19 protein-coding genes are annotated in these 21,449 nt (G+C 68.7%); 12 read left to right on the plus strand and 7 right to left on the minus strand.

All coding sequences use genetic code 11. The features are described 5' to 3' along the window. Positions 1-91: 91 nt before the first annotated feature. Complete coding sequence (locus AC1RRR_RS04355; RefSeq protein ID WP_492810845.1) at positions 92-961, plus strand: pentapeptide repeat-containing protein; 870 nt, start codon at positions 92-94, stop codon at positions 959-961. Positions 962-1,041: 80 nt separating this feature from the next. Here the strand turns inward: AC1RRR_RS04355 and aspS are convergent, their stop codons facing one another. Beyond that, complete coding sequence (aspS, locus tag AC1RRR_RS04360) at positions 1,042-2,880, minus strand: aspartate--tRNA ligase (protein WP_492810847.1); 1,839 nt, start codon at positions 2,878-2,880, stop codon at positions 1,042-1,044. Between the two features lie 89 nt (positions 2,881-2,969). Beyond that, positions 2,970-3,731, minus strand: a complete 762-nt coding sequence (gene tpiA, locus AC1RRR_RS04365) for a triose-phosphate isomerase (RefSeq protein WP_492810849.1) — start codon at positions 3,729-3,731, stop codon at positions 2,970-2,972. A gap of 139 nt (positions 3,732-3,870) precedes the next feature. Between tpiA and AC1RRR_RS04370 the strand changes: the two genes are divergently transcribed. Together AC1RRR_RS04370 and trpE are read left to right on the plus strand one after the other, a co-directional pair. Continuing rightward, positions 3,871-5,832 carry a peptidyl-prolyl cis-trans isomerase gene (locus AC1RRR_RS04370; protein WP_492810850.1) on the plus strand — a complete coding sequence of 654 codons (1,962 nt, stop codon included), beginning with the start codon at positions 3,871-3,873 and terminating at the stop codon, positions 5,830-5,832. Beyond that, complete coding sequence (gene trpE, locus AC1RRR_RS04375) at positions 5,832-7,367, plus strand: anthranilate synthase component I (protein WP_492810852.1); 1,536 nt, start codon at positions 5,832-5,834, stop codon at positions 7,365-7,367. Before AC1RRR_RS04370 ends, trpE begins: the two co-directional genes overlap by 1 nt. Before the next feature lie 28 nt (positions 7,368-7,395). Here the strand turns inward: trpE and AC1RRR_RS04380 are convergent, their stop codons facing one another. Further along, complete coding sequence (locus tag AC1RRR_RS04380) at positions 7,396-7,602, minus strand: hypothetical protein (RefSeq protein WP_492810854.1); 207 nt, start codon at positions 7,600-7,602, stop codon at positions 7,396-7,398. Between the two features lie 115 nt (positions 7,603-7,717). On the opposite strand from AC1RRR_RS04380, the gene AC1RRR_RS04385 reads away from it, so the two are divergent. From AC1RRR_RS04385 to lexA, 7 genes are all read left to right on the plus strand, one after another. Next, positions 7,718-8,314, plus strand: a complete 597-nt coding sequence (locus tag AC1RRR_RS04385) for an anthranilate synthase component II (RefSeq protein WP_454760095.1) — start codon at positions 7,718-7,720, stop codon at positions 8,312-8,314. Between the two features lie 2 nt (positions 8,315-8,316). After that, positions 8,317-9,342, plus strand: a complete 1,026-nt coding sequence (trpD, locus tag AC1RRR_RS04390; protein ID WP_492810856.1) for an anthranilate phosphoribosyltransferase — start codon at positions 8,317-8,319, stop codon at positions 9,340-9,342. Then, positions 9,339-10,127 (plus strand): indole-3-glycerol phosphate synthase TrpC, encoded by a 789-nt coding sequence (trpC, locus tag AC1RRR_RS04395; protein ID WP_492810858.1) that lies wholly within the window; start codon positions 9,339-9,341, stop codon positions 10,125-10,127. Before trpD ends, trpC begins: the two co-directional genes overlap by 4 nt. An 86-nt stretch (positions 10,128-10,213) precedes the next feature. Next, positions 10,214-10,780 (plus strand): lysophospholipid acyltransferase family protein, encoded by a 567-nt coding sequence (locus tag AC1RRR_RS04400; RefSeq protein ID WP_492810860.1) that lies wholly within the window; start codon positions 10,214-10,216, stop codon positions 10,778-10,780. A 62-nt stretch (positions 10,781-10,842) separates the two neighbouring features. Then, a complete protein-coding gene (lepB, locus tag AC1RRR_RS04405) occupies positions 10,843-11,634 on the plus strand; it encodes a signal peptidase I (RefSeq protein WP_492810861.1) in 792 nt (263 codons plus the stop codon). 50 nt (positions 11,635-11,684) lie between these two features. After that, positions 11,685-12,470 carry a class I SAM-dependent methyltransferase gene (locus AC1RRR_RS04410; protein WP_492810863.1) on the plus strand — a complete coding sequence of 262 codons (786 nt, stop codon included), beginning with the start codon at positions 11,685-11,687 and terminating at the stop codon, positions 12,468-12,470. Positions 12,471-12,641: 171 nt separating this feature from the next. Continuing rightward, entirely contained in the window at positions 12,642-13,349 is a 708-nt protein-coding gene (gene lexA / locus AC1RRR_RS04415) for a transcriptional repressor LexA (RefSeq protein WP_492810865.1), read from the plus strand. Positions 13,350-13,418: 69 nt separating this feature from the next. Here lexA and AC1RRR_RS04420 read toward each other — a convergent pair whose 3' ends face one another. Then, on the minus strand, positions 13,419-14,174 hold the full coding sequence (locus tag AC1RRR_RS04420) for an isocitrate lyase/PEP mutase family protein (protein WP_492810867.1): 756 nt from the start codon (positions 14,172-14,174) through the stop codon (positions 13,419-13,421). Positions 14,175-14,204: 30 nt separating this feature from the next. After that, a complete protein-coding gene (locus tag AC1RRR_RS04425) occupies positions 14,205-16,340 on the minus strand; it encodes a ComEC/Rec2 family competence protein (protein ID WP_492810869.1) in 2,136 nt (711 codons plus the stop codon). Positions 16,341-16,547: 207 nt separating this feature from the next. On the opposite strand from AC1RRR_RS04425, the gene gltX reads away from it, so the two are divergent. After that, positions 16,548-17,951, plus strand: a complete 1,404-nt coding sequence (gene gltX / locus AC1RRR_RS04430) for a glutamate--tRNA ligase (protein ID WP_492810871.1) — start codon at positions 16,548-16,550, stop codon at positions 17,949-17,951. Between the two features lie 76 nt (positions 17,952-18,027). Then, the gene (gene gltA, locus AC1RRR_RS04435) at positions 18,028-19,308 is read left to right on the plus strand and encodes a citrate synthase (protein WP_492811763.1); all 1,281 of its coding nucleotides are present in this window, start codon (positions 18,028-18,030) and stop codon (positions 19,306-19,308) included. A gap of 54 nt (positions 19,309-19,362) precedes the next feature. Here the strand turns inward: gltA and AC1RRR_RS04440 are convergent, their stop codons facing one another. Beyond that, the gene (locus AC1RRR_RS04440; RefSeq protein ID WP_492810873.1) at positions 19,363-19,626 is read right to left on the minus strand and encodes an EscU/YscU/HrcU family type III secretion system export apparatus switch protein; all 264 of its coding nucleotides are present in this window, start codon (positions 19,624-19,626) and stop codon (positions 19,363-19,365) included. After that, positions 19,623-21,401: a flagellar hook-length control protein FliK gene (fliK, locus tag AC1RRR_RS04445; protein WP_492810875.1), complete on the minus strand. Its 1,779-nt coding sequence runs from the start codon at positions 21,399-21,401 to the stop codon at positions 19,623-19,625. Before fliK ends, AC1RRR_RS04440 begins: the two co-directional genes overlap by 4 nt. Between the last annotated feature and the right edge of the window lie 48 nt (positions 21,402-21,449).

The raw sequence follows: 21,449 nt of genomic DNA on the forward strand, positions 1-21,449 counted from the left end.
CATTACCGCAATTTAAGTGGTGTCTGGCCCTCCGACGGTTCAAACCGTAACTCACACAGTCGCGTATCGTTGGACTGGCACGGAGAAGTCGATGTCCCGCTTGGGCGTTTCAATCGCCGCCTTGACGCTGAGCCTGCTGGCCCTGACCGGCCAGGCTCACGCCTCGATCGAAGACAAGGACGTCGCCAAGCTGACCTCCTTCGGCGGGATGTGCGCCAACTGTGACCTCGCCGGCCGCAAGCTGATGAACGCCAAGTTCGCCGGCGCCAACTTCGCCAAGGCCGTCCTGATCGGCGCCGACCTGCGCGGCGCCATGTTCTACGGCAGCAACTTCGCCGCCGCCGACCTGACCCGCGCCGACCTGCGCGGCGCCGAGATGCGGGGCGCCAATTTCGTGGCCGCCAACTTCACCGACGCCAAGATGTCGGGCGTCGAGAGCAGCGGCGTGAACCTGCAATCGGCCACCATGGTCCGCGTCGACCTGTCGTCGTCCGAGCTGCACGGCTCGCAGCTGGTCGGCGCCAACCTGCAGCGCGCCCGCCTGTCGAACGCCGAGCTGACCGGCTCCAGCCTGCAGGGCGTCAACGCCCGCGACGCCGACTTCTCGAACGCCGACCTGACCCATGCCAACCTGACCGGCGGCAAGTTCGACGGCGCCAACTTCCGTAACGCCGACCTCACCGCCGCCAACCTGCGCGGCGCGGTCTTCACCGGCGTCGACTTCCGCAACGCCGACTTCAGCGCCGCCGTGCTGACCGGTGCGGATTTCTCGGGCGCCAGAGGCCTGGACCAGGACCAGTTGGACGAGGCTTGCGCCGACGGCATGCGCCTGCCCTCGGGCTTCACCATCCGCCCCTGCAACGGCGTGAGGAACGCGCGCTTCATGCTGCTGCGCGAGATGCCCAAGGCGCCGACCCCGCCTCCGGCCCCGCCAAAACCGCCCAAGCCTCCGAAGTACTGATTTCGGACAGCGGCCAAGAAAAAGCCCTCCGATCGGTGAGATCGGAGGGCTTCTTTGTTTCTGGGCTCTCGCCCCGCGCCTTAGACCTTGATCGGGGGCGCGGTGCGGATGTGCAGCTCCTTGAGCTGCTTGTCGAGCACGTTGGCCGGCGCGTTCATCAGCAGGTCCTGGCCCTGCTGGTTCAGCGGGAAGGCGATGACTTCACGGATGGCGACCTGGTCGGCCAGCAGCATGACGATGCGGTCGATGCCGGGGGCCAGACCGCCGTGCGGCGGCGCGCCATAGCGGAAGGCGTTCAGCATGCCGCCGAACTGCTCCTCAACCACTTCCGGGCCGTAGCCGGCGGTGGCGAAGGCCTTGAGCATGATCTCGGGCTTGTGGTTCCGGATCGCGCCCGAGCACAGCTCATAGCCGTTGCAGACGATGTCGTACTGATAGGCGCGGATGGTCAGCGGGTCCTGGGTCTCCAGGGCCTCCAGACCGCCTTGCGGCATCGAGAACGGGTTGTGCGAGAAATCGACCTTCTTCTCGTCCTCGTTCCACTCGAACATCGGGAAGTCGACGATCCAGCAGAACTTGAACTGGTTCTCTTCGACCAACTTCAGCTCGGTGCCGACGCGCGTGCGAGCCAGGCCGGCGAACTTGGCGAACACGGCGGGGTCGCCGGCCACGAAGAAGGCGGCGTCGCCCGAGCCGAGGCCCAGCGATTCCATCAGCGCCTGGGTGGGTTCGCCCAAGTTCTTGGCGATCGGGCCGCCCCAGCCGCCCTGGTCTTCCGACCAGAAGACGTAGCCCAAGCCGGGCTGGCCTTCGCCTTGCGCCCAGCTGTTCATGCGGTCGCAGAAGGCGCGCGAGCCGCCGGTCGGGGCCGGGATCGCCCAGATCTGGTTCTTGGCGTCGGCGCCCAGGATCTTGGCGAAGAGGCCAAAGCCCCCGTCACGGAAGTGCTCCGAGACGTTCTGCATCTTGATCGGGTTGCGCAGGTCCGGCTTGTCGCTGCCGTACCAGGCCATCGACTGCATGTAGGTCAGGCGCTCGAAGCCCTGGTGCTCGAACGAGTCACCCAGGTCATTCGTGAAGGTGTGCGTGCCCGAGATCGGCGAGACCGGCTTGCCGCTCGAGAACTCTTCGAAGACGCCGTGCATCACCGGCTCGATGGCCGCGAACACGTCTTCCTGGGTGACGAAGCTCATCTCGACGTCCAGCTGGTAGAATTCCAGCGAACGATCGGCGCGCAGGTCTTCGTCGCGGAAGCACGGGGCGATCTGGAAGTAGCGGTCGAAGCCCGAGACCATCAGCAGCTGCTTGAACTGCTGGGGCGCCTGCGGCAGCGCGTAGAACTTCTCGGGGTGCAGACGCGACGGCACCAGGAAGTCGCGCGCGCCTTCCGGCGAGCTGGCCGTCAGGATCGGCGTCTGGAACTCGTTGAAGCCCTGGGCGAACATGCGGTTGCGGATCGACTGGATCACGCGCGAGCGCAGGACGATGTTCTTGTGCAGGGTCTCGCGACGCAGGTCGAGATAGCGGTGCTTGAGGCGGATCTCTTCCGGATAGTCCGGCTCGCCGAAGACCGGCAGCGGCAGCTCGGCGGCTTCCGACAGCACCTCGACGGCCGAGACGCGGATCTCGATCTCGCCGGTGGGCAGGTTGGCGTTCACCACGCTGGCGTCACGGGCGACGACTTCACCGTCGATCTTGATCACGCTTTCGGCGCGCAGGCGCTCGACGATCGCGAAGCCCGGAGTCTCCGGGTGCAGGACCAGCTGCGTCAGGCCGTGGTGGTCGCGCAGGTCGATGAAGACCAGACCGCCGTGGTCGCGCTTGCGGTGGATCCAGCCCGACAGGCGCACCGAAGAACCGGTGTCGGAAGCGCGCAGGGCGCCGCAGTTGTGGGTGCGATAGGCGTGCATGGAGGTCATGAAAGTCTTGAATACGCGGTGATTTGCAAGGCGCGGTAAGGCGCACGTGGGCGCCCCGATGTCAAGGATTCTGGCCCACTTCCGACGGTTCAGGCAGCTTCGATGATGGCCAGGAAATCCTTGGCCTTCAACGAGGCGCCGCCGACCAGAGCCCCGCCGACATTCGGCGCGGCCAGGATCTCGCGGGCGTTCTCGGGCTTCACCGAGCCGCCGTACAGGATCTGGATGGTCTCGCCCTGCTCGCCGAACAGGCTGATCAGCTCGGCGCGGATGGCCGCGTGCATCTCGACGATGTTGTCCACCGAGGCCACGTGGCCGGTGCCGATGGCCCACAACGGCTCATAGGCGACGTTGAACGCCTGGCCCTTCAGGCTGAGCGGCAGCGAGTTGTGCAGCTGGTTGATCACGAAGCTGACCGCCTCGCCCGCCTCGCGCTGCGCCAGGCTCTCGCCGACGCAGACGATCGGCTCCAGCCCCGCGGCGATCGCCGCTTCGGCTTTCCCGGCCACCAGCTGGCAGGTCTCGCCATGATCGGTGCGGCGTTCGGAGTGGCCGACGATCACCAGCGTCCCGCCGGCGTCGGCGATCATTTCGGCCGAGGTGTCGCCCGTGTGGGCGCCGCTGGCCTTGCCGTGGCAGTCCTGGCCGCCGGTCAGGACAAACGAGCCCTCCACCACCTGGGCCAGGCGATGCAGCAGGGTGGCGGGTGGGAAGATGGCGACGCGGGCGCCGGCCGGACGGCCGTCCAGGCCCGCCGCGACGGCGCGGGCCTCGTCGAGAGCGGCCGACAGGCCGTTCATCTTCCAGTTTCCGGCGATCAGCGGCCGGGGAGTCGTGCTCGAAAGGGTCATGGACGCCTTCTTGGCGTCACCCTCGCTTGGGAAGTCAAGCCCAGGCCGCTTGCCCGGTCCCCTGCGGCTCTACTATACCCGCTGCTCTCGACCTCCTTGCCTATTCGCTTGGCGGTCCGCCTAGAAGGTTTTCGATCGCATGCTCGCCGGTTTCCGCTCCTTCGCCAAATCGCCGTTCGCGGTGCTGCTGTTTGGCCTGCTGATCGTCAGCTTCGCCATCTTCGGCATCAGCGACGTGTTCAAGGGCCCGCAAGGCTCGGGCGTCATCAGCGCCGGTTCGCGCACGATGTCCGCCCAGGACTTCAAGGCGCGCTTCGACAACTATCGCAAGGCGATGGAACAGCGCGGCGGTGAAGCCATCACCCCGGACATCGCCGTTGAGCGCGGCATCGACCGCCAGATCGTCCAGGAGCTGACGCTGCAGGAATCGATCGCCGCCGCGATCCAGAAGATGGGCGTCAAACCGTCGGACAAGCTGGTCGGCGACATCGTCCACCAGCAGATGAGCGCCCTGCCGCCCGGCCAGCGTCCGTTCAGCCCGATCACCGGCAAGTTCGACCAGCAGGCCTATGCCGCGCTGCTGGCCCAGAACGGCCTGACGCCGCCGGTCTACGAGGCCTCGCTGCGCGACGAGATCGCCAACGCCCACTTCTTCTCGGCCGTGGCCGACGGCCTGAAGGCTCCGCGCATCTATGCCGCCCTGCAAGGCGCCTATCTGCTGGAAGCCCGCGACGTCGCCGCCTTCGCCGTGAACCCGGCCTCGGTGGAGCGCCCCGCCCCGCCGACCGACGCCCAGCTGACCGCCTTCATGAAAGAAAACGCCGAGCGCCTGACGCGTCCGGAAACCCGCGTGCTGTCGATCATGCGCGTCAGCGCCAAGGCCCTGGAGCCGACCGTCACCGTCGATCAGGCCGCCGTGCAGAAGGCCTTCGACTTCCGCAAGGACAGCCTGGCCAAGCCGGAAACCCGCTCGCTGATCCAGATCGCCGCTCCGGACGCCAAGGCGGCCGCCACGATCTCCGACCGCCTGAAGAAGGGCGAGGATCCGGTCGCCGTGGCCAAGGCCTACGGCAAGACCCCGCTGGTCCTGGTCGACAAGCCCAAGACCGCCGTGCCCGACCGCAAGGTCGCCGACGCCGCCTTCACCCTGGCCGCCGGCCAGGTCAGCGCGCCGATCGCCGGTGAGCTGGGCGTCTCGGTGATCAAGATCACCAAGGTCACCCCGGGCGTCGTGGCCACGCTGGAAAGCGTCCGCCCGCAGATCGAGGCCGAGGTTCGCGCCCAGGCCGCCCAGAGCAAGGCCTATGACCAGACCCAGGCCTACCAGGACGCCCACGACGCCGGCGCTGATCTGATCGCCGCCGCCACCAAGGCCGGCGCCATGGTCGCCACGACCGCGCCGCTGACCGCCCAGGGTACGGACCCTGTCGGCCAACCGGCCCCCGGCCTGACCCCGGACATCATCAAGACCGCCTTCGGCCTGTCGCAAGGCGGCGAGAGCGAACTGGTCGAGCTGGGCAAGGGCGAATACTACGCCGTGAAGGTCGAGAAGATTAATCCGGCCGCCATGCCGCCGCTGGCCGAGGTCAAGCCGCAGCTGACCGCCATCTGGCTGAACCAGGAGATGGGCAAGCGTCTGAAGGTCAAGGCCGACGCCCTGGCCGCCCGCGTCAAGAAGGGCGAGAGCCTGGACGCCGTCGCCGCCTCGGCCCAGTCGAACGTCCAGAAGGTCGCCGGCCTGTCGCGCCAGAACGCTCGCCAGCACATGGGCCTGGGCCAGGAATTCCTGGGCGCGGCCTTCTCGGCCAAGTCGGGCGAAACCTTCGTGGCCCGCGCCGGCCAGCAGGGCGAGGCCTATGTCGTCGCCAAGCTGGAAGGCGTGAAGGCCGCCCCGTCGGCTCAAGTGGCGCAGATCGCGGCCATGACCCAGCAGCAGACGGCCGGCGGCCTGATGCGCGACCTGGGCGAGGCTTCGCGCAACGCCGCCAAGGTCCAACTGAAGACCAAGAGCAACCTGACCCTGGCGCGCCAGGCCATCGGCGTCGACACCGACGCCCTGGCCAAGGCCGACGCCGCCAAGGCCGGAAAGAAAGCCGAGTAATGAGTCTGGAACCCGCGTTCGACGCCTTTTCGGAAGCCTATGATTCCGGACGGCAGCAGGTCGTCTGGACCCGTCTGATCGACGATCTCGAGACCCCGGTCTCGGCCTATCTGAAGATCGCCCAGACGCGTCCCTACAGCTTCCTGTTCGAGAGCGTCGAAGGCGGGACCTGGCGCGGTCGCTACTCGATCGTGACCATGAACCCGGACCTGGTGTGGCGCTGCCGCGGCGACCAGGCCGAGATCGCGGAAGGCGACGACATCGCCGCTGGCCGCTACACGCCCCAGCCGGGCGGCGCGCTGGACAGCCTTCGTGACCTGGTCGCGCGTTCGCGCATGGACCTGCCCAAGGGCCTGCCGCCCATGGCCGCCGGCGTGTTCGGCGCCCTGGGCTATGACCTAGTGCGCCTGGTCGAGCGCCTGCCCGACATCAACGAGGACACGCTGGGCCTGCCGGACGGGATCATGACCCGCCCGCAGATCGTGGCCATCTTCGACGCCATCGCCCAGGAAATCATCCTGACGACGGCCGTGCGGCCCCAGGCCGGCGTCTCGGCGCAAGACGCTTACGCCGCCGCCCGGACGCGGATCGAGACCGTCATGGCCGACCTGCATCGTCCGCTCGGTCACGACGCGCCGCGTCCCGCCCGCGATCCGATGGAGTTCACGACCCCGGTCAGCCGCGCCGACTACGCCGACGTGGTCGCCAAGGCCAAGGACTACATCGCCGCCGGCGACATCTTCCAGGTCGTGGCCAGTCACCGCTTCCGTGCGCCCTTCGACCTGCCGCCGTTCGCCCTGTACCGCTCGCTGCGCCGGACCAACCCGTCGCCGTTCCTGTTCTTCCTGAACCTGGACGGCTTCAACCTGGTGGGCTCCAGCCCTGAGATCTTGGTCCGCCTGCGCGACAACAAGATCACCATCCGGCCGATCGCCGGCACCCGTCCGCGCGGCGCCACGCCCGAGCAGGACGCGGCGCTGGAAGCCGAGCTGCTGGCCGATCCCAAGGAACGCGCCGAGCACCTGATGCTACTGGATCTGGGCCGCAACGACGTCGGCCGCGTGGCCATGCTCAACCACCAGGGCCGCAACGCGCCTGCTGAGCGCCCGAAAGGCCCGAACGTCCGCGTGACTGAGAGCTTCAAGATCGAGCGCTACAGCCACGTCATGCACATCGTCTCGAACGTCGAGGGCACGGCGCCCGACGGCGTCGATCCGGTCGACGTGCTGATGGCCGCCCTGCCCGCAGGTACCCTCTCGGGCGCGCCCAAGGTGCGGGCCATGGAGATCATCGACGAGCTGGAAGTCGAAAAGCGCGGCATCGGCTATGCCGGCGCGGTCGGCTACTTCGGCGCCGACGGCTCGGTCGACACCTGCATCGTGCTGCGCACGGCGCTGGTCAAGGACGGCATGATGTACGTCCAGGCCGGCGGCGGCATCGTCGCCGACAGCGATCCGGACGCCGAGTACGACGAGACCCTGCACAAGTCCCGCGCCCTCAAGCGCGCGGCCGAGGAAGCCTGGCGATTCAGCTGAGCCTTAGGGCTGCTCTACCGCTTAAGGACTAGTCGCCCAGGCGATCGTCCGGGAGGTGCTGAGTGACCGCCGGCGGCGCCAGCACCATCACCGTGGCGAAGGCCAGCGCACAGATCGCGGCGAAGGCCGCGGCGGCCAGCACCGGCGCCATCTTCTGGATGCGCGTCTTCGGCCGCAGCAGAGCGCGGACATAGGCGACGGCGACAGGGTCCAGGGCGGAATCACGCGGGTCCATGCCCATATGATGCTTGAGACCGCGTCCGCTGTAACCGTAACTGAAAGCCGCGCGCGAAAATGCCGCTACACAAAGGGCTCGCGCAGGCTAGAACCGACCTCCGAAAGGCGGCGTCATGATCCTCGTCATCGATAACTACGACAGCTTCACCTACAACCTCGTGCACTATCTGAACGAGCTGGGGGCCGAGACGGTCGTCTACCGCAACGACGCGCTGACCGTGCAGGAGGCCCTGGGCCTGGCGCCGGCCGCCGTCCTGCTGTCGCCTGGCCCCAAGGCCCCGGACCAGGCCGGCATCTGCCTGCCGCTGCTGCAGGCCGCGCCCGAGGGCCTGCCGATCCTGGGCGTCTGCCTGGGCCACCAGGCCATTGGACAGGCCTATGGCGGCGAGGTGATCCGCGCCAAGGCCGTGATGCACGGCAAGGTCAGCAAGGTCCGCCACGACGACAAGGGCATCTTCAAGGGCCTGCCCAACCCGTTCACCGCCACGCGCTACCACTCGCTGGCCGTCCGCCGCGAAGACTTGCCGCCCGAGCTGGAGGTCACCGCCTGGACCGACGACGGCGAGATCATGGGCGTGCAGCACAAGACCCGTCCGGTGTTCGGCGTCCAGTTCCACCCGGAATCGATCGCCACCGAGGGCGGCCACCAGATGCTGGCCAACTTCATGGACCTGGCGAACGTCAAGCGCGACGCGCAGATCTGGGTCTAGCCATGTCCGACGCTTTCAAGCCGCTGCTGGCCAAGCTGGCCGACGGCCAGACCCTGGGCGACGATGACGCCGAGGTGTTCTTCGCCGCCTGCCTGCGCGGCGAGCCCACCCCGGCCCAAGTGGCCGCCGCCGTCACCGCCATGCGCCTGCGTGGCGAGACGGTGGGCGAGATCGCCGCCTGCGCCCGCGCCATGCGCCGCGCCGCCGTGCAGCTGGAGCATCCGTACGACGTCATCGACGTCTGCGGCACCGGCGGTGATGGCCTGCACACGCTGAACATCTCCACGGCCGTCGGTTTCGTGGCCGCCGGCGGGGGCCTGAAGGTCGCCAAGCACGGCAACCGCGCCATCACGTCCAAGTCCGGCACCGCCGACGTCCTGACCGCCCTGGGCGTCAATATCGACGCCACGCGCGAGCAGCAGCGCCAAGCGCTGGACGAAGCCGGCATCTGCTTCCTGTTCGCCCAGGCTCATCACGGGGCGATGAAACACGTGTCGCCGATCCGCCAGCAGCTGGGCTTCCGCACCATCTTCAACCTGCTGGGCCCGCTGACCAATCCGGCTGGCGCCAAGCGGCAGGTGGTCGGGGTCTCGGCCCCGCGCTTCGTCGAGCCGATCGCCAAGGCCCTGGGCGCGCTGGGCGCCGAGCGCGCCTGGTCGGTGCACGGCTCGGGCATGGACGAGCTGACCACCACCGGCGAGACCGAGGTCGCCGAGTGGCGCGACGGCCGCATCCACCTGTTCACGATCACGCCCGAGGCCGTCGGTCTGCCGCGCGCTTCGCTGGCCGACATCACCGGCGGTGATCCCGACTTCAACGCCGCTGCCCTCACCCGTCTGTTCGACGGTGAAAAGGGCGCCTATCGCGACATCGTGCTGCTGAACGCCGCCGCCGCCTTCCTGGTCGCCGACAAGGTCGAGACCCTGGTCGAAGGCATCGAACTGGCCGCCGACGTCATCGACGAAGGCCGCGCCAAGGCCGCCCTCGCCGGCCTGGTGGCCGCCACCAATTCGGAAGTACCCGCGTGACCGACATCCTCGCCAAGATCGCCGCCTACAAGCTTGAGGAGGTCGTCGACCGCAAGCGTCGCCGCACCCTGGGCGCGCTCGAGAACGCCGCCCGCAACGCCTCGTCGCCGCGCGGCTTCAAGCAGGCCCTGATCGCCGGCCACGCGCCCGGCAAGCTGTCCCTGATCGCCGAGATCAAAAAGGCCTCGCCGTCCAAGGGCCTGATTCGCGCCGACTTCGACCCGCCGGCCCTGGCCCGCAACTACGAGGCCGGCGGCGCGTCGTGTCTCTCCGTGCTCACGGATGGCCCCAGCTTCCAGGGCGCCGACGCCTATCTGATCGACGCCCGCGCGGCCGTCAGCCTGCCCTGCATCCGCAAGGACTTTCTGGTGGATCCCTGGCAGGTGGCCGAGAGCCGCGCCCTGGGCGCTGACGCTATCCTGGTCATCCTGGCCATGATCGACGACGTCCTGGCCGCCGAGCTGATGAGCGAAGCCAAGCGCCTGGGTATGGACGCCCTGGTGGAAGTCCACGATGAGGCCGAGATGGAGCGCGCCGGCGCCCTGGGCTCTGACCTGGTGGGCATCAACAACCGCGACCTGAAGAGCTTCGTCGTCGACCTGGCCGTCACCGAACGCCTCCAGGCCCTCGCACCGAAGGACGCCCTGCTGGTCACCGAAAGCGGCATCTTCACCCACGACGACGTCGTGCGGATGGAAGCTACCGGCGCCAAGGCCATGCTCGTGGGCGAAAGCCTGATGCGCCAAGCCGACGTCACGGCGGCCACGCGCGCTCTGCTCGGCTGACGGATCGGGTACGCGCCGTCTGGCGTTTTCTGCCTCGCCCGCCCACAGTCACCTCAACAAGAACACTGCCGCGCGAGGAAACGCGAATGCATTGGCTCGCCCGCGTGGTGAATTGGTCCCTCGTCGCCTTTTTCAAGCGGGAGGGCTGGACGATCGAGGGCTCGGCCCCGACGACCACCCGCAAGTTCGTGATCATCGCCGCGCCGCACACCAGCAACTGGGACTTCGTCTATTTCCTGGGCGCGGCCGACGCGCTGAACCTGAAGCTCAGCTTCATGGGCAAGGCCTCGCTGTTCCGCTGGCCGTTCGAGCGGCTGATGAAGGACCTGGGCGGCGTGCCGATCGACCGCTCCCAGTCGCGCGACACGGTCCAGGCCATGGCCGACGAGTTCGCCCGCCGCGACGAGTTCATGCTGACGATCGCGCCCGAGGGCACGCGCGGCAAGGCCAGCGGCTGGAAGACCGGCTTCTACAACATCGCCCTGAAGGCCGGCGTGCCGATGGTGCCCGGCTTCATGGACTACAAGCGCAAGGTGGTGGGCCTGGGCCCGGCGATGATGCCCAGCGGCGACTACGAGACGGACTTGGCGGCGCTGGCGGCGTTCTATGCGCCGGTCACGCCCAGGCATCCGGAGCTGAAGACCGTTCTCTAGGGCGCCACGATTTAGCCAAGCTCGCCGCCCTAACCTTAGCTTGAGCAAGCAAAGGAACGGCGATGCGCAAGTGGACTGAAGGCCTGATCGAAGCCGCCAAGACGGCCGCCATCGTGCTGGTGGTGTTCCTGATCCCGCGCACGGTCTTCTGCCAGCCGTTCACGATCCCGTCGGAGTCGATGCAGCCGACGCTGATGGTCGGCGACTACATCCTGGTCTCCAAATATCCGTACGGGGTCAGCCGCCACTCGATCCCGCTGAGCCCGCCCGTGGGCCACGGACGCCTGCTGGGCCAGGCGCCCGAGCGCGGCGACATCGTGGTGTTCAAGAAGCCCAGCGACGGCCGCACCGACGTGATCAAGCGTGTCATCGGCTTGCCCGGCGACCGCATCCAGATGAGCGGCGGCGTGGTGCGCATCAACGGCGCACCGGTGACCCAGACCCTGACCGGAATTGACGCCGACGGCTCGCCCGGCGCCTGGCCGATCCCGGTACGTCACCTGCGCGAGACCCTGCCCAACGGCCGCACCTACGCCACCAACAGCTTCGGGGCCGAGACCCAGGCCGCCAACACCGGCGTCTACACCGTCCCGGCTGGCTGTTACTTCGTGATGGGCGACAATCGCGACAACTCGCTGGACAGCCGCTTCAACCCCGGTTCGACGCCCAAGGGCTATGCCTCGTGCGCCTGGGACGTGGCCCGCGACGCCGACCTGCCGCCGGAGCTGGGCATGGGCTTCATCCCCGCCGAGAACCTGGTCGGCCGCGCCGAGCGGATCCTGTTCTCGTGGACCGGCCACGGCCTGCGCCTGGACCGCACCTTCAAGGCTCTGCCCGCCCCCAAGGTTGGCTGAGCCCGCAACCGTCGTTAGGGTCCGCGCCAGTTCGAGTTTGAGGGAATCGGATGCGGGCCTTTCTGTCCAAGCTGCGTCGCGTCTTTTCGCCCGCCCTGCCCGCTGCCGACGCCGTGGCCGCCCCGCAAGAGCTCTGGCATCTGGTCGGCGCCGCTGACGCCGACTACGTGCGTGTCGGCCAACAGTTCAAGCAGCTGTTCATCGACGCGGGCCTGCAGCCGCACCACGCCATCCTCGACGTCGGCTGCGGCATCGGCCGCGCGGCGGCGCCGCTGGTCGACTATCTGGACGAGACCGGTCGTTATGCCGGCTTCGACGTCATGGCCCAGGCCATCGACTGGTGCCGGGCCAATATCGCCGTCGGCGACCCGCGCTTCCAATTCACCCACGCCGACATGCACAGCGACCGGTACAATCCGGAAGGCTCGCAGCCGGCCAGCCGTTTCGTCTTCCCCTATCCGGACGCCAGTTTCGACTTCGTCTGGTTGGGCTCGGTGTTCACCCACCTGCTGGCCGCCGACCAGGCCCAGTTCGCCCGCGAGATCGCCCGGGTCCTGAAGCCCGGCGGGACCAGCGTCATCTCCTGGTACCTGATCGACGACGAGGCCCGCGCCAACACCGGCGATGGCCAGATCGCCTTCGACTTCGTCCACGCCCTGGACGGCTGCTGGACGGCCAACCCGGACATGCCCGAGGACACGATCGCCTACGACCTGGCCTCCATCCTGGCGCAATACGAGGCCTTGGGCCTGGACGTGCTCAACGTCGCCCTCGGCGAATGGCGTCGCCAGCCGATGCAGGACCAGGACATCATCGTAGCCCGCAAGCGCGCCTGAAAGCTTTCGTTAAGCTTTTGATTCTGGTCGACATTTACCCTATCGGCCAAGCTAGCCCTTGATTTTCCTCGCCTTTCTCCGGCGAACGACGCTCGACTTGACTTTAACGCGGAACGCCTAGAGAACATTCGAAAGGTTTGCGGTTTGTTCCGCGCTCCAATCGAGGTCGTCATGCTCACCCGCAAGCAGCACGAACTGCTGATGTTCATCCACGAACGGATCAAGGAGACCGGCGTCTCCCCGTCCTTCGACGAGATGAAGGAGGCCCTCGATCTGGCGTCCAAGTCGGGCATCCACCGGCTGATCACGGCCCTGGAAGAGCGCGGCTTCATCCGTCGCCTGGCCCACCGGGCCCGGGCGCTGGAGGTGGTGAAGCTGCCGCAGCAGGCCACGACGGCCGCCCCGCCCAAGGGCCGTGGCGCGTTCCGCCCGCAGGTGTTTGAAGGCGGCGGTTCGCCCTCGCCCGCGCCGGCTGCATCCTCGGCGCCCGCCAATGACAGCCGCGAACTGCCGATCCTGGGCAAGATCGCCGCCGGCACGCCGATCGACGCCATCCAGCACGAGCGCGAGCGCCTGCCGGTGCCCGAGGCCATGCTGGGCAATGGCGAGCACTATGTCCTTGAGGTGCAGGGCGACTCGATGATCGAGGCCGGCATCCTCGACGGCGACTACGTCATCATCAAGAAGGGCGACACCGCCACCTCGGGCGAGATCGTCGTCGCCCTGGTCGGCGAGGAAGCCACGCTGAAGCGCCTGCGCAAGAAGGGCGGCTCGATCGCCCTGGAAGCCGCCAACCCCAAGTACGAGACCCGCATCTTCGGCCCCGACCAGGTCGAGGTGCAGGGCAAGCTGGTGGGCCTGATCCGCCGGTATCACTAGGCCCCGCCCTAGCGATTAGAGATTTGGCCCCGACCTCAGCGAGGATCGGGGCCTTTTCGTATCTGGGGCCTAGAGACGCCCCTCCTCCGCCAGGCGCTTTGCCGCCTTGTCAAAGCCAGCCCAAGCCGCGGCGGCGAGCGAAGCGCCCGTGCTGACCCGGCGTACGCCCAGCGCGCCCAGGCTCTCGACCGACATGTCCGAGCCCCAGAACAGGACATTGACCGGTTTGGGGGCCACGGCCTGGACGATGGCGCGAATTTCGTCGGGATCGGTCACCGCCGGAGCGTACAGGCAGTCCGCGCCGGCCTCGGCATAGGCCTTCAGCCGCTCGATCGTCGGGGCCAGGTCACGATTGCCGCGCAGATAACCCTCGGTGCGGCCGACCAGGATCACGTCCTGGCCCGAGGCGTCGATGGCGGCGCGGGCGGCCTTCAGGCGTTCGAGGGCCACCGGCAGGTCGTAGAGCGCCGAGCCCGACCAGTCTTCGATCGACAGGCCCGCGACGCCGGCCTCGATGGCCAGGGTGACGCTCTCGCCCACGCCTTCGGCTGTGTCGGAGAAGCCCGCCTCGAAGTCGGCGTTCACCGGCAGGTCGGTGGCGGCGCACAGCTGGCGCAGGTGCTCGATCACCTCGTCGCGCGTGATCTGGCCGTCGTCCTTGCCCAGAGCCCAGGCCGCGCCGGCGCTGGTCGAGGCCAGGGCCTTGAAGCCCAGCTTCTGCAACCGCTTGGCGCTGCCGGCGTCCCAGGGGTTGGGCAAGGCGAAGCAGCCCTCGGCATGCAGGGCGCGGAAAGCAGCGCGGCGGGCGGCGAACGGGTTGGACATCACGGATCCTCCAGAAGGTCGGCGCGAGGCTTAGCCGTCCCTCGTGACATCAGGTGTCAGCAGGCGAGACCAAGGCCGATCGCCGCGCAACGGCTGAGCCCAGACGATGCGCCAGCCGTCGGGGCGACGATAGAGCTCGGCGGCCCCGCCCCGCGCGAAATCCTCGGCTGTCAGCAGCACCGCGTCGGCGCACAAAGGCGGTATCCGCGTGGGTGCGGGACCTCGGATCACCACCACCTCGCTGGCCACGCACATGCCCGATAACGTCTCGGCGTCGGGTGTCCTGCGGCTCCAGGCCAGGGACAGCCGCACCGGCGCGCCCAGGGCCGGCGCGCAGACCCGCTTGTCGCAGGCATAGAGGCTCCAGGTCGCCGGTTCGAGGCCGCGCCGCCGCGCCCACAGCTCGGCCCCGAACCGCTTGGCGTCGGTGCGCAGCAGCACCGCCGCGTCTCCCGAGCGCACGGCGGCCGTCGCGCCGTCAGCAGCGATCCAGGCGTCCGGCGGCGTAGGCCGAGGCCACAGGGCGACCGCCAGGGCCAAGGGCGCGCCGATCCAGCGCAGGCGGCCCTTCCACAGGCATAGGATCATCAGGCCCAGGAAGGCGACCACCAGCACCTGCGGCGGCGCGCTGGCCACGATCCTCTGCGCCCCGTGGGCGTCGGCGAAGCCGTTGGCGATCCCGACCATGGCGTCGATGCCCCACCCGGCCACGGCCAGGAATGGCGCGCCCAGGCCGAACGGCTCGAGCAAGGTGCCGATGGCCAGGAACGGCATGATCACGAACGACGACAGCGGCGCGACCGCCAAGTTGGCCGGCAAACCCCAGACGGCGACGCGGTTGAAATGCTGCATGGCGAACGGCGCGGTGGCCAGGCCCGCCACCAGGCTGGCCGCGACCGAGGCGGCCACCCAGACGATTCCCGCCTGTGGCCAGCGGATCCACCACGGGGTCGAGATCTCCTTCACCGGACGGGGCCAGGCCTCGGCCAAGGCCACCAGGGCGGCGGTGGCGGCGAACGACATCTGGAAGCCCGGCTCGCCGGCCGTTTCGGGCTTCATCGCCAGGATCACCAGCGCCGCCACCGCCAGCCCGTGCAGGGTGATGGCTCGGCGGTCGAACAGGATGGCCAGGAACGCCACGCTGGCCGTGATCGCCGCCCGCTCGGCCGGCGGCGGCGCGCCGGAGATCACCAGATAGCCCAGCACGGCGACGAGCCCCGCGATGGCCGCGATCTTCTTGCCCGGCGCTCGCAGAGCCAGCCACGGCCAGGCGGCGACGCCCAGCCGCACCACGCCGAACATGAAGCCCCCGACGATGGCCATGTGCAGCCCAGAGATCGAGATGATGTGCGCCAGGCCCGAGGCGCGCATGGCGTCCGTCTGGTCCTGGGTGATCCAGGCCTCGTGACCGGTGACCATGGCCGCGCCGAGGCCGCCGCTGGTCGGTCCCATCCGCGCCAGGATCCGTTGGGCCAGGCTCCAGCGGAAGGCGTTGACCGCCATGGACAACCGCAGCCGCCAGGGCGGCGGATCGAGCCGCGCGGCGTCCCAGTCGCCGATGATGAAGCCCACGCCGCCGATCGAGTCGAACCAGGCGTCGCGGGCGAAGTCGTAGGATCCCGGCGCGGCCGGCGGCGGCGGCGGTCCCAACATGGCCCGCAAGCGGATCGGCTGGCCCGGCGCCGGGGTTTCGTTCTCGCCGATCGTCACCCGGATCCGGCGCGGCGTGCGGTCAGGCGGCAGACCCGACACCCAGGCCGGCGCAATCAACAGGCGTGGCCCGCCCGCGCCGGGACTAACGACATCGACGACGAAGCCCTCTACCCGCCGCACAACCCGCTCCCCGGCCATGACCGGCGCGGCCACGCGGTCGCTGCGGACCTTGGCGGCGAGGCCTCCAGCCGCCCCGCAGGCCGCCAGACTGGCTAGCGCCACCAGCAGCGCCGCCGCGTTCCGCTGGCGAAGCGTCCACCAGACGGCTGCCAGGACCAGCGTCACGCCACCCAGCAGCCAGATTGACGGCTCACGCCCCGCTTCCAGATAGCCCGCCGCGCCGAGGCCGAACGCCACCGGCGTCCACAAGAAGGCGCGCGCCGTGTTGACGCGCAGTTCGGCGGCCGTCAGCGCCACGGCGTCTCGCCAAGAGACCCGCGTTGCCGCTGTCACCGGCGCGGTATCGGCAAGTTCCGCGCCTAACACCCGGAAACCACTGTATTTTTGACGGTTAAGCCAAGTTCGCCGCGATGCGGAATATGGCTGGTCCCGGAACGAAGCGGCATGCTAAGACGCCCCGCCCCAAGGCGCTCAGCAGTCGCCTTGCGGTCCGCGTTCCTAGACGCCATCTCGGCGTGCAGCCCCACAGTCTTGAAGCTCATGTCGAACCCCATCCCTACCGGCGTCGTCACGCGCTTTGCGCCCTCGCCCACCGGTTTCCTGCATATCGGCGGCGCCCGTACGGCGCTGTTCAACTGGTTATATGCACGCCACACGGGAGGAAAGTTCCTTATTCGCGTCGAGGACACCGATCGCGAGCGTTCGACCGAAGCGGCCGTCGCGGCCATCTTCGAGGGCCTGAACTGGCTGGGCCTGGAATCGGACGCCGAGGTCGTGTTCCAGCACACCCGCGCGCCGCGCCACGTCGAGGCCGTGCAGGAAATGCTGGCCGCCGGCCGCGCCTATCGCTGCTGGATGACCGTCGAAGAACTGGAAGTCGCCCGCGAGAAGGCCCGCGCCGAAGGCCGCGCCATCCGCTCGCCCTGGCGCGACGCCCCGGAAGGCGACCTGTCGGTCCCGCACGTGATCCGCTTCAAGGGTCCGCTGGACGGCGAGACCGTCGTGGACGACATGGTCAAGGGTCCGGTGACCTTCCGTAACATCGAGCTCGACGACCTGGTCCTGCTCCGCGCCGACGGCGCGCCGACCTACAATCTGGCCGTGGTCGTCGACGACCACGACATGGGCGTCACCCACGTGATCCGGGGCGACGACCACCTGAACAACGCCGCCCGCCAGAGCCTGATCTACAAGGCCCTGGGCTGGGACGTGCCGGCCTTCGCCCACATCCCGCTGATCCACGGCCCGGACGGCGCCAAGCTGTCCAAGCGCCACGGCGCCCAAGCCGTCGGCGAGTTCGCCGACCTGGGCTACATCCCCGAGGGCATGCGCAACTACCTGGCGCGCCTGGGCTGGGGCCATGGTGACGACGAGGTCTTCAACGACGAGCAGGCGATCAGCTGGTTCGACGTGGCCGACGTGGTCAAGGCGCCCGCGCGCCTGGACTGGGCCAAGCTGAACCACATCAACGCCCAGCACCTGCGCAAGGCCGACGACGCGCGCCTGACCGACCTGGCCCTCGACGCGGCTCAGAAGCGTGGCGAGGCCCTGCCGGCCGACGCCCGCGAGCGCATCGCCCGCACCGTTCCGGAAGTGAAAGAAGGCGCCAAGACCATCCTGGAGTTGGTCGACCACTGCGCCTTCGCGCTGAAGACGCGGCCGCTGGCGCTGGAAGAGAAAACCCAAAAGCAGCTGACCGAGGAAACCGTCGAGCGCCTGAAGCGCCTGCGGGACCAACTGGCCTCGGTCGCCAGCTTCGACGCCGCCTCGCTGGAAACCGCGTTGAAAACGTTCGCGGAATCCGAGGGCGTCGGCTTCGGCAAGTTCGGCCCTGCCCTGCGCGGGATCCTGACCGGCGGTTCGCCGGCTCCGGACCTGAACAAGACCATGGCCGCGCTCGCCCGCGAAGAGAGTTTGGGGCGCCTTGACGACGCCCTGGCGTAGCGCGCATGAGGCGCTATAACGCACCTGCGAAAACGAAAGTTGGACTGCTCGTTCCAATTTATGAAGGGGTCTAATGATGACCGATAAAGCCACGCTGACGATCGGCGACAAGAGCTACGAACTGCCGATCCTCAAGGGCAGCACGGGTCCGGACGTTCTGGACATCCGAAAGGTCTACGCTGAAAGCGACCACTTCACGTTCGATCCGGGCTTCACGTCCACGGCGTCGTGCGAAAGCAAGATCACCTATATCGACGGCGACGCCGGGATTCTGCTGCACCGCGGCTATCCCATCGACCAGTTGGCCGAGAAGTCCTCGTTCCTCGAGGTCTGCCACCTGCTGCTGAACGGCGAACTGCCGTCGGCCGACGAGTTCGCCAAGTTCGAAAAGAACATCACCTACCACACGATGCTGCACGCGCAGTTCGACGCCTTCTTCCAAGGCTTCCGCCGCGACGCGCACCCGATGGCCGTGATGACCGGCGCGGTCGGCGCCCTGTCGGCCTTCTACGCCGACAGCATCAATGTCGACGACGCCCGTGAGCGCGAGATCAGCGCCCATCGCCTGATCGCCAAGATGCCGACGATCGCCGCCCGCGCCTACAAGTACACGGTCGGCCAACCGTTCGTGTCGCCGCGCAACGACCTGTCGTACTCGGAAAACTTCCTGCGCATGTGCTTCGCCGTGCCGGCCGAGGACTGGAAGCCGAACCCGGTGCTGACCCGCGCCATGGACCGGATCTTCATCCTGCACGCCGACCACGAGCAGAACGCCTCGACCTCGACCGTCCGTCTGGCCGGTTCGTCGGGCGCGCACCCGTTCGCCTGCATCGCCGCCGGCATCGCCTGCCTGTGGGGCCCGTCGCACGGCGGCGCCAACCAGGAAGCCCTGGAGATGCTGGAAACCATCGGCTCGGTCGAGAACATCCCGGACTACGTCCAGGGCGTGAAGGACCGCAAGTACAAGCTGATGGGCTTCGGCCACCGCGTGTACAAGAACTTCGACCCGCGCGCGAAGGTCATGCAGAAGACCGCCCACGAAGTGCTGGCGGAACTGGGCCACAACAACGACCCGCTGCTGCAAGTGGCTCAAGAACTGGAAAAGGTCGCCCTGAGCGATCCGTACTTCATCGACCGCAAGCTGTACCCGAACATCGACTTCTATTCGGGCATCACCCTGCGCGCGATGGGCTTCCCGACCAACATGTTCACCGTGCTGTTCGCCCTGGCCCGCACCGTCGGCTGGATCAGCCAGTGGAAGGAAATGTTCGAAGACCCCACCCGCAAGATCGGTCGTCCGCGTCAGCTCTACACGGGCGCCACGCAACGCGACTACGTGCCGGTCGAGAAGCGCTAAGCTTCGTCTTCAGGACAACGGATCAGGCCCCGCTTCGGCGGGGCCTTTTTCGTTTCAGCGCTTGAGCAGGAAGCTCATGACCTCGGCGACGGCGCGGTAGAGGGCCTCGGGGATCTCCTCGTCGATCTCGATGGTCGACAGGGCCTGGGCCAGCACCGGGTCTTCCTCGATCGGCACGCCGTGCTCGCGGGCTGTCTCGATGATCTTCTCGCCCACCCAGCCCTGGCCCGAGGCCACGACCTTGGGGGCGTTGGGCTCTTCGTAGAGCAAGGCCACGGCGATGCGGCCGCGCGCGGAGGGTCCGCTGATCCCGCTCATGAGGCCTGGTCCACGAAATGGCCCAGCGGGCTGACGCCGCCGGGGCTGGGCGGCGCGCCGGAATGGACCGCGACCTCGGGGGTCAGCTCGGCTTCACGCAGGGCGGCGGCTAGGCTCTCTTCGCCAGCGCGGAAGCGGGCGATGGTCTCGGCGCGCTCGGCCCACAGGGAGACGCGCGTGCGAGCGCCGGTCAGGGTCACCATGGCGTGGACGGGACCCAGCGGCTCGATGTCGATCGAGAACCGGGCCTTGTAGGTCCGTTCGGCTGGGCCAACCGCCCCACCGCCGGAACCGCCGCCGTCGTGGCTGATCTCGAACTGGGCGACGGCCACGCCCTGGGGCGTGACGAACGGCAGGTCCAGGTTCAGGCGCGCGCCAGGCTGGCGGGCTTCCTGGGTCTCGAGCTCGTGGTGCTGCCCCTCAGGCAGAGAGGCGATCTGCATCAGGTCCTGGCGGGCCAAGGCGCCGCTCGCGCCTTTCAGCAGGCCGCGCACGACGTCGATGGTCGGCTGGCCCAGCGACAGCGCCGGCGGCGTCGGCTTCTGGCCGGCCATCGGACCGCCGGCATAGGGCGGCGGCGGGACCTTGGAGCGAGCGATGTCAGCGGCCGGGGCGCCATAGCCGCGAGTGACGATGGTCTTGGCTTCGGCCTGCGGATTGAGCGGCGGTTCTTCGGCGACGGCTTCCTCGGCCAGCAGGCCGGCCTGGATCAGCGGCGACAGCGCCTGCCGGGCCGTCGTCACGGGATGCGGCGAGGCCTTGGGCGGCGCGACGAAGGAGCCAAAGCGCGCGGCGAGCTGCTCTTCCTCGGGCGGCTGCGGCGCGGGCGCATCCGGCTTGGGCGCCGGGACGGTTTCTTCAGTCTGCGCGGCCTGCGGCGAAGGCGTGGAAGCCGCCTGCGTCGTGACCGCCGGCGCGTCCTTCGGGACCTCGGCCAGGCTCGGCTGGGCCAGCGCTGGGGTCGAGGAAAGCGGGGTCGTCTGGGTCGGGACCTGTGGAGCGCTGGCGCTCTGCGGCGTGGCGCGGACCGCAGGCTCGCCAGGTTCGGCCGGAGTCGAGGACGTCTCGGCAGCGGGCTCTGCTAGAGGCTCGGCGACCGTCTGCGGTATGGCGCGGGCCAACCACGCCGAAAGCGCGCCCCGGAACACCAGCAACGCGGCCTTCATGTCGTTGGCTTGCGGGAGCGCGGGCGCGGCCTCACCGGCCGGCAGCGGCGTCGCGGCGGCGCGGGCCATGCGGGCTTCCAGGAACACGCCGGAACGCTCCACGGCCTGCTTCAGGCCCTGAGGCGTGGCGAGTTCGGCGGCCTGCGGCGTGTGGGCCAGCAGCGCCCTGCCCGCCTCGCGGACCTCGGGCGGCATGTCGGGACGGTCGATGACGGCGCGGACATTGGCCATCAGCGGCGCGACCCCGACCTGGCGCGGCACGGCCTCGGCGGCGGCGGTGCGCACGGCGCGGGCCATGCGAGTCTCGGGCGTCGCCTTGGTCGCCAGGGCTTGCTGTTGCGCCAGCGGCGCGCCCTTGGCGGCGCCGGCGGCGTCAGCGGTATGGCCCGCGTCCTGCGTGGAGGTTTGGCCCACCTGCTCGACCGGCGCGCCGGGCTTGACGGTCTGGGGCATGGCGACTGGACGCCCCACGATCTGGCCCAGCTCGGCGCTCATGTTCGTCAGCGCCTGACGCGCCATGGCCTGCAGCACCGCCACCGAATCCGGAGGGGTTCCAGCCGGATGGGATGGAAGCATCGGGGTCAGGGGCGTGGTCGGGTCGATGGCCACGACAACGGCTCCGGGTGACAGGTATCCTGAATCTATGAGTCGAGCGTA

The sequence above is a fragment of the Caulobacter sp. GW821-FHT12D05 genome, from assembly GCF_058807295.1.

Bases quoted from the DNA above. Each gene is read 5' to 3' on its own strand.
- AC1RRR_RS04355 (WP_492810845.1), top strand. From the start codon at position 92: ATGTCCCGCTTGGGCGTTTCAATCGCCGCCTTGACGCTGAGCCTGCTG.
- aspS (WP_492810847.1), bottom strand. From the start codon at position 2,880: ATGACCTCCATGCACGCCTATCGCACCCACAACTGCGGCGCCCTGCGC.
- tpiA (WP_492810849.1), bottom strand. From the start codon at position 3,731: ATGACCCTTTCGAGCACGACTCCCCGGCCGCTGATCGCCGGAAACTGG.
- AC1RRR_RS04370 (WP_492810850.1), top strand. From the start codon at position 3,871: ATGCTCGCCGGTTTCCGCTCCTTCGCCAAATCGCCGTTCGCGGTGCTG.
- trpE (WP_492810852.1), top strand. From the start codon at position 5,832: ATGAGTCTGGAACCCGCGTTCGACGCCTTTTCGGAAGCCTATGATTCC.
- AC1RRR_RS04380 (WP_492810854.1), bottom strand. From the start codon at position 7,602: ATGGACCCGCGTGATTCCGCCCTGGACCCTGTCGCCGTCGCCTATGTC.
- AC1RRR_RS04385 (WP_454760095.1), top strand. From the start codon at position 7,718: ATGATCCTCGTCATCGATAACTACGACAGCTTCACCTACAACCTCGTG.
- trpD (WP_492810856.1), top strand. From the start codon at position 8,317: ATGTCCGACGCTTTCAAGCCGCTGCTGGCCAAGCTGGCCGACGGCCAG.
- AC1RRR_RS04400 (WP_492810860.1), top strand. From the start codon at position 10,214: ATGCATTGGCTCGCCCGCGTGGTGAATTGGTCCCTCGTCGCCTTTTTC.
- lepB (WP_492810861.1), top strand. From the start codon at position 10,843: ATGCGCAAGTGGACTGAAGGCCTGATCGAAGCCGCCAAGACGGCCGCC.
- AC1RRR_RS04410 (WP_492810863.1), top strand. From the start codon at position 11,685: ATGCGGGCCTTTCTGTCCAAGCTGCGTCGCGTCTTTTCGCCCGCCCTG.
- lexA (WP_492810865.1), top strand. From the start codon at position 12,642: ATGCTCACCCGCAAGCAGCACGAACTGCTGATGTTCATCCACGAACGG.
- AC1RRR_RS04420 (WP_492810867.1), bottom strand. From the start codon at position 14,174: ATGTCCAACCCGTTCGCCGCCCGCCGCGCTGCTTTCCGCGCCCTGCAT.
- gltX (WP_492810871.1), top strand. From the start codon at position 16,548: ATGTCGAACCCCATCCCTACCGGCGTCGTCACGCGCTTTGCGCCCTCG.
- gltA (WP_492811763.1), top strand. From the start codon at position 18,028: ATGACCGATAAAGCCACGCTGACGATCGGCGACAAGAGCTACGAACTG.
- AC1RRR_RS04440 (WP_492810873.1), bottom strand. From the start codon at position 19,626: ATGAGCGGGATCAGCGGACCCTCCGCGCGCGGCCGCATCGCCGTGGCC.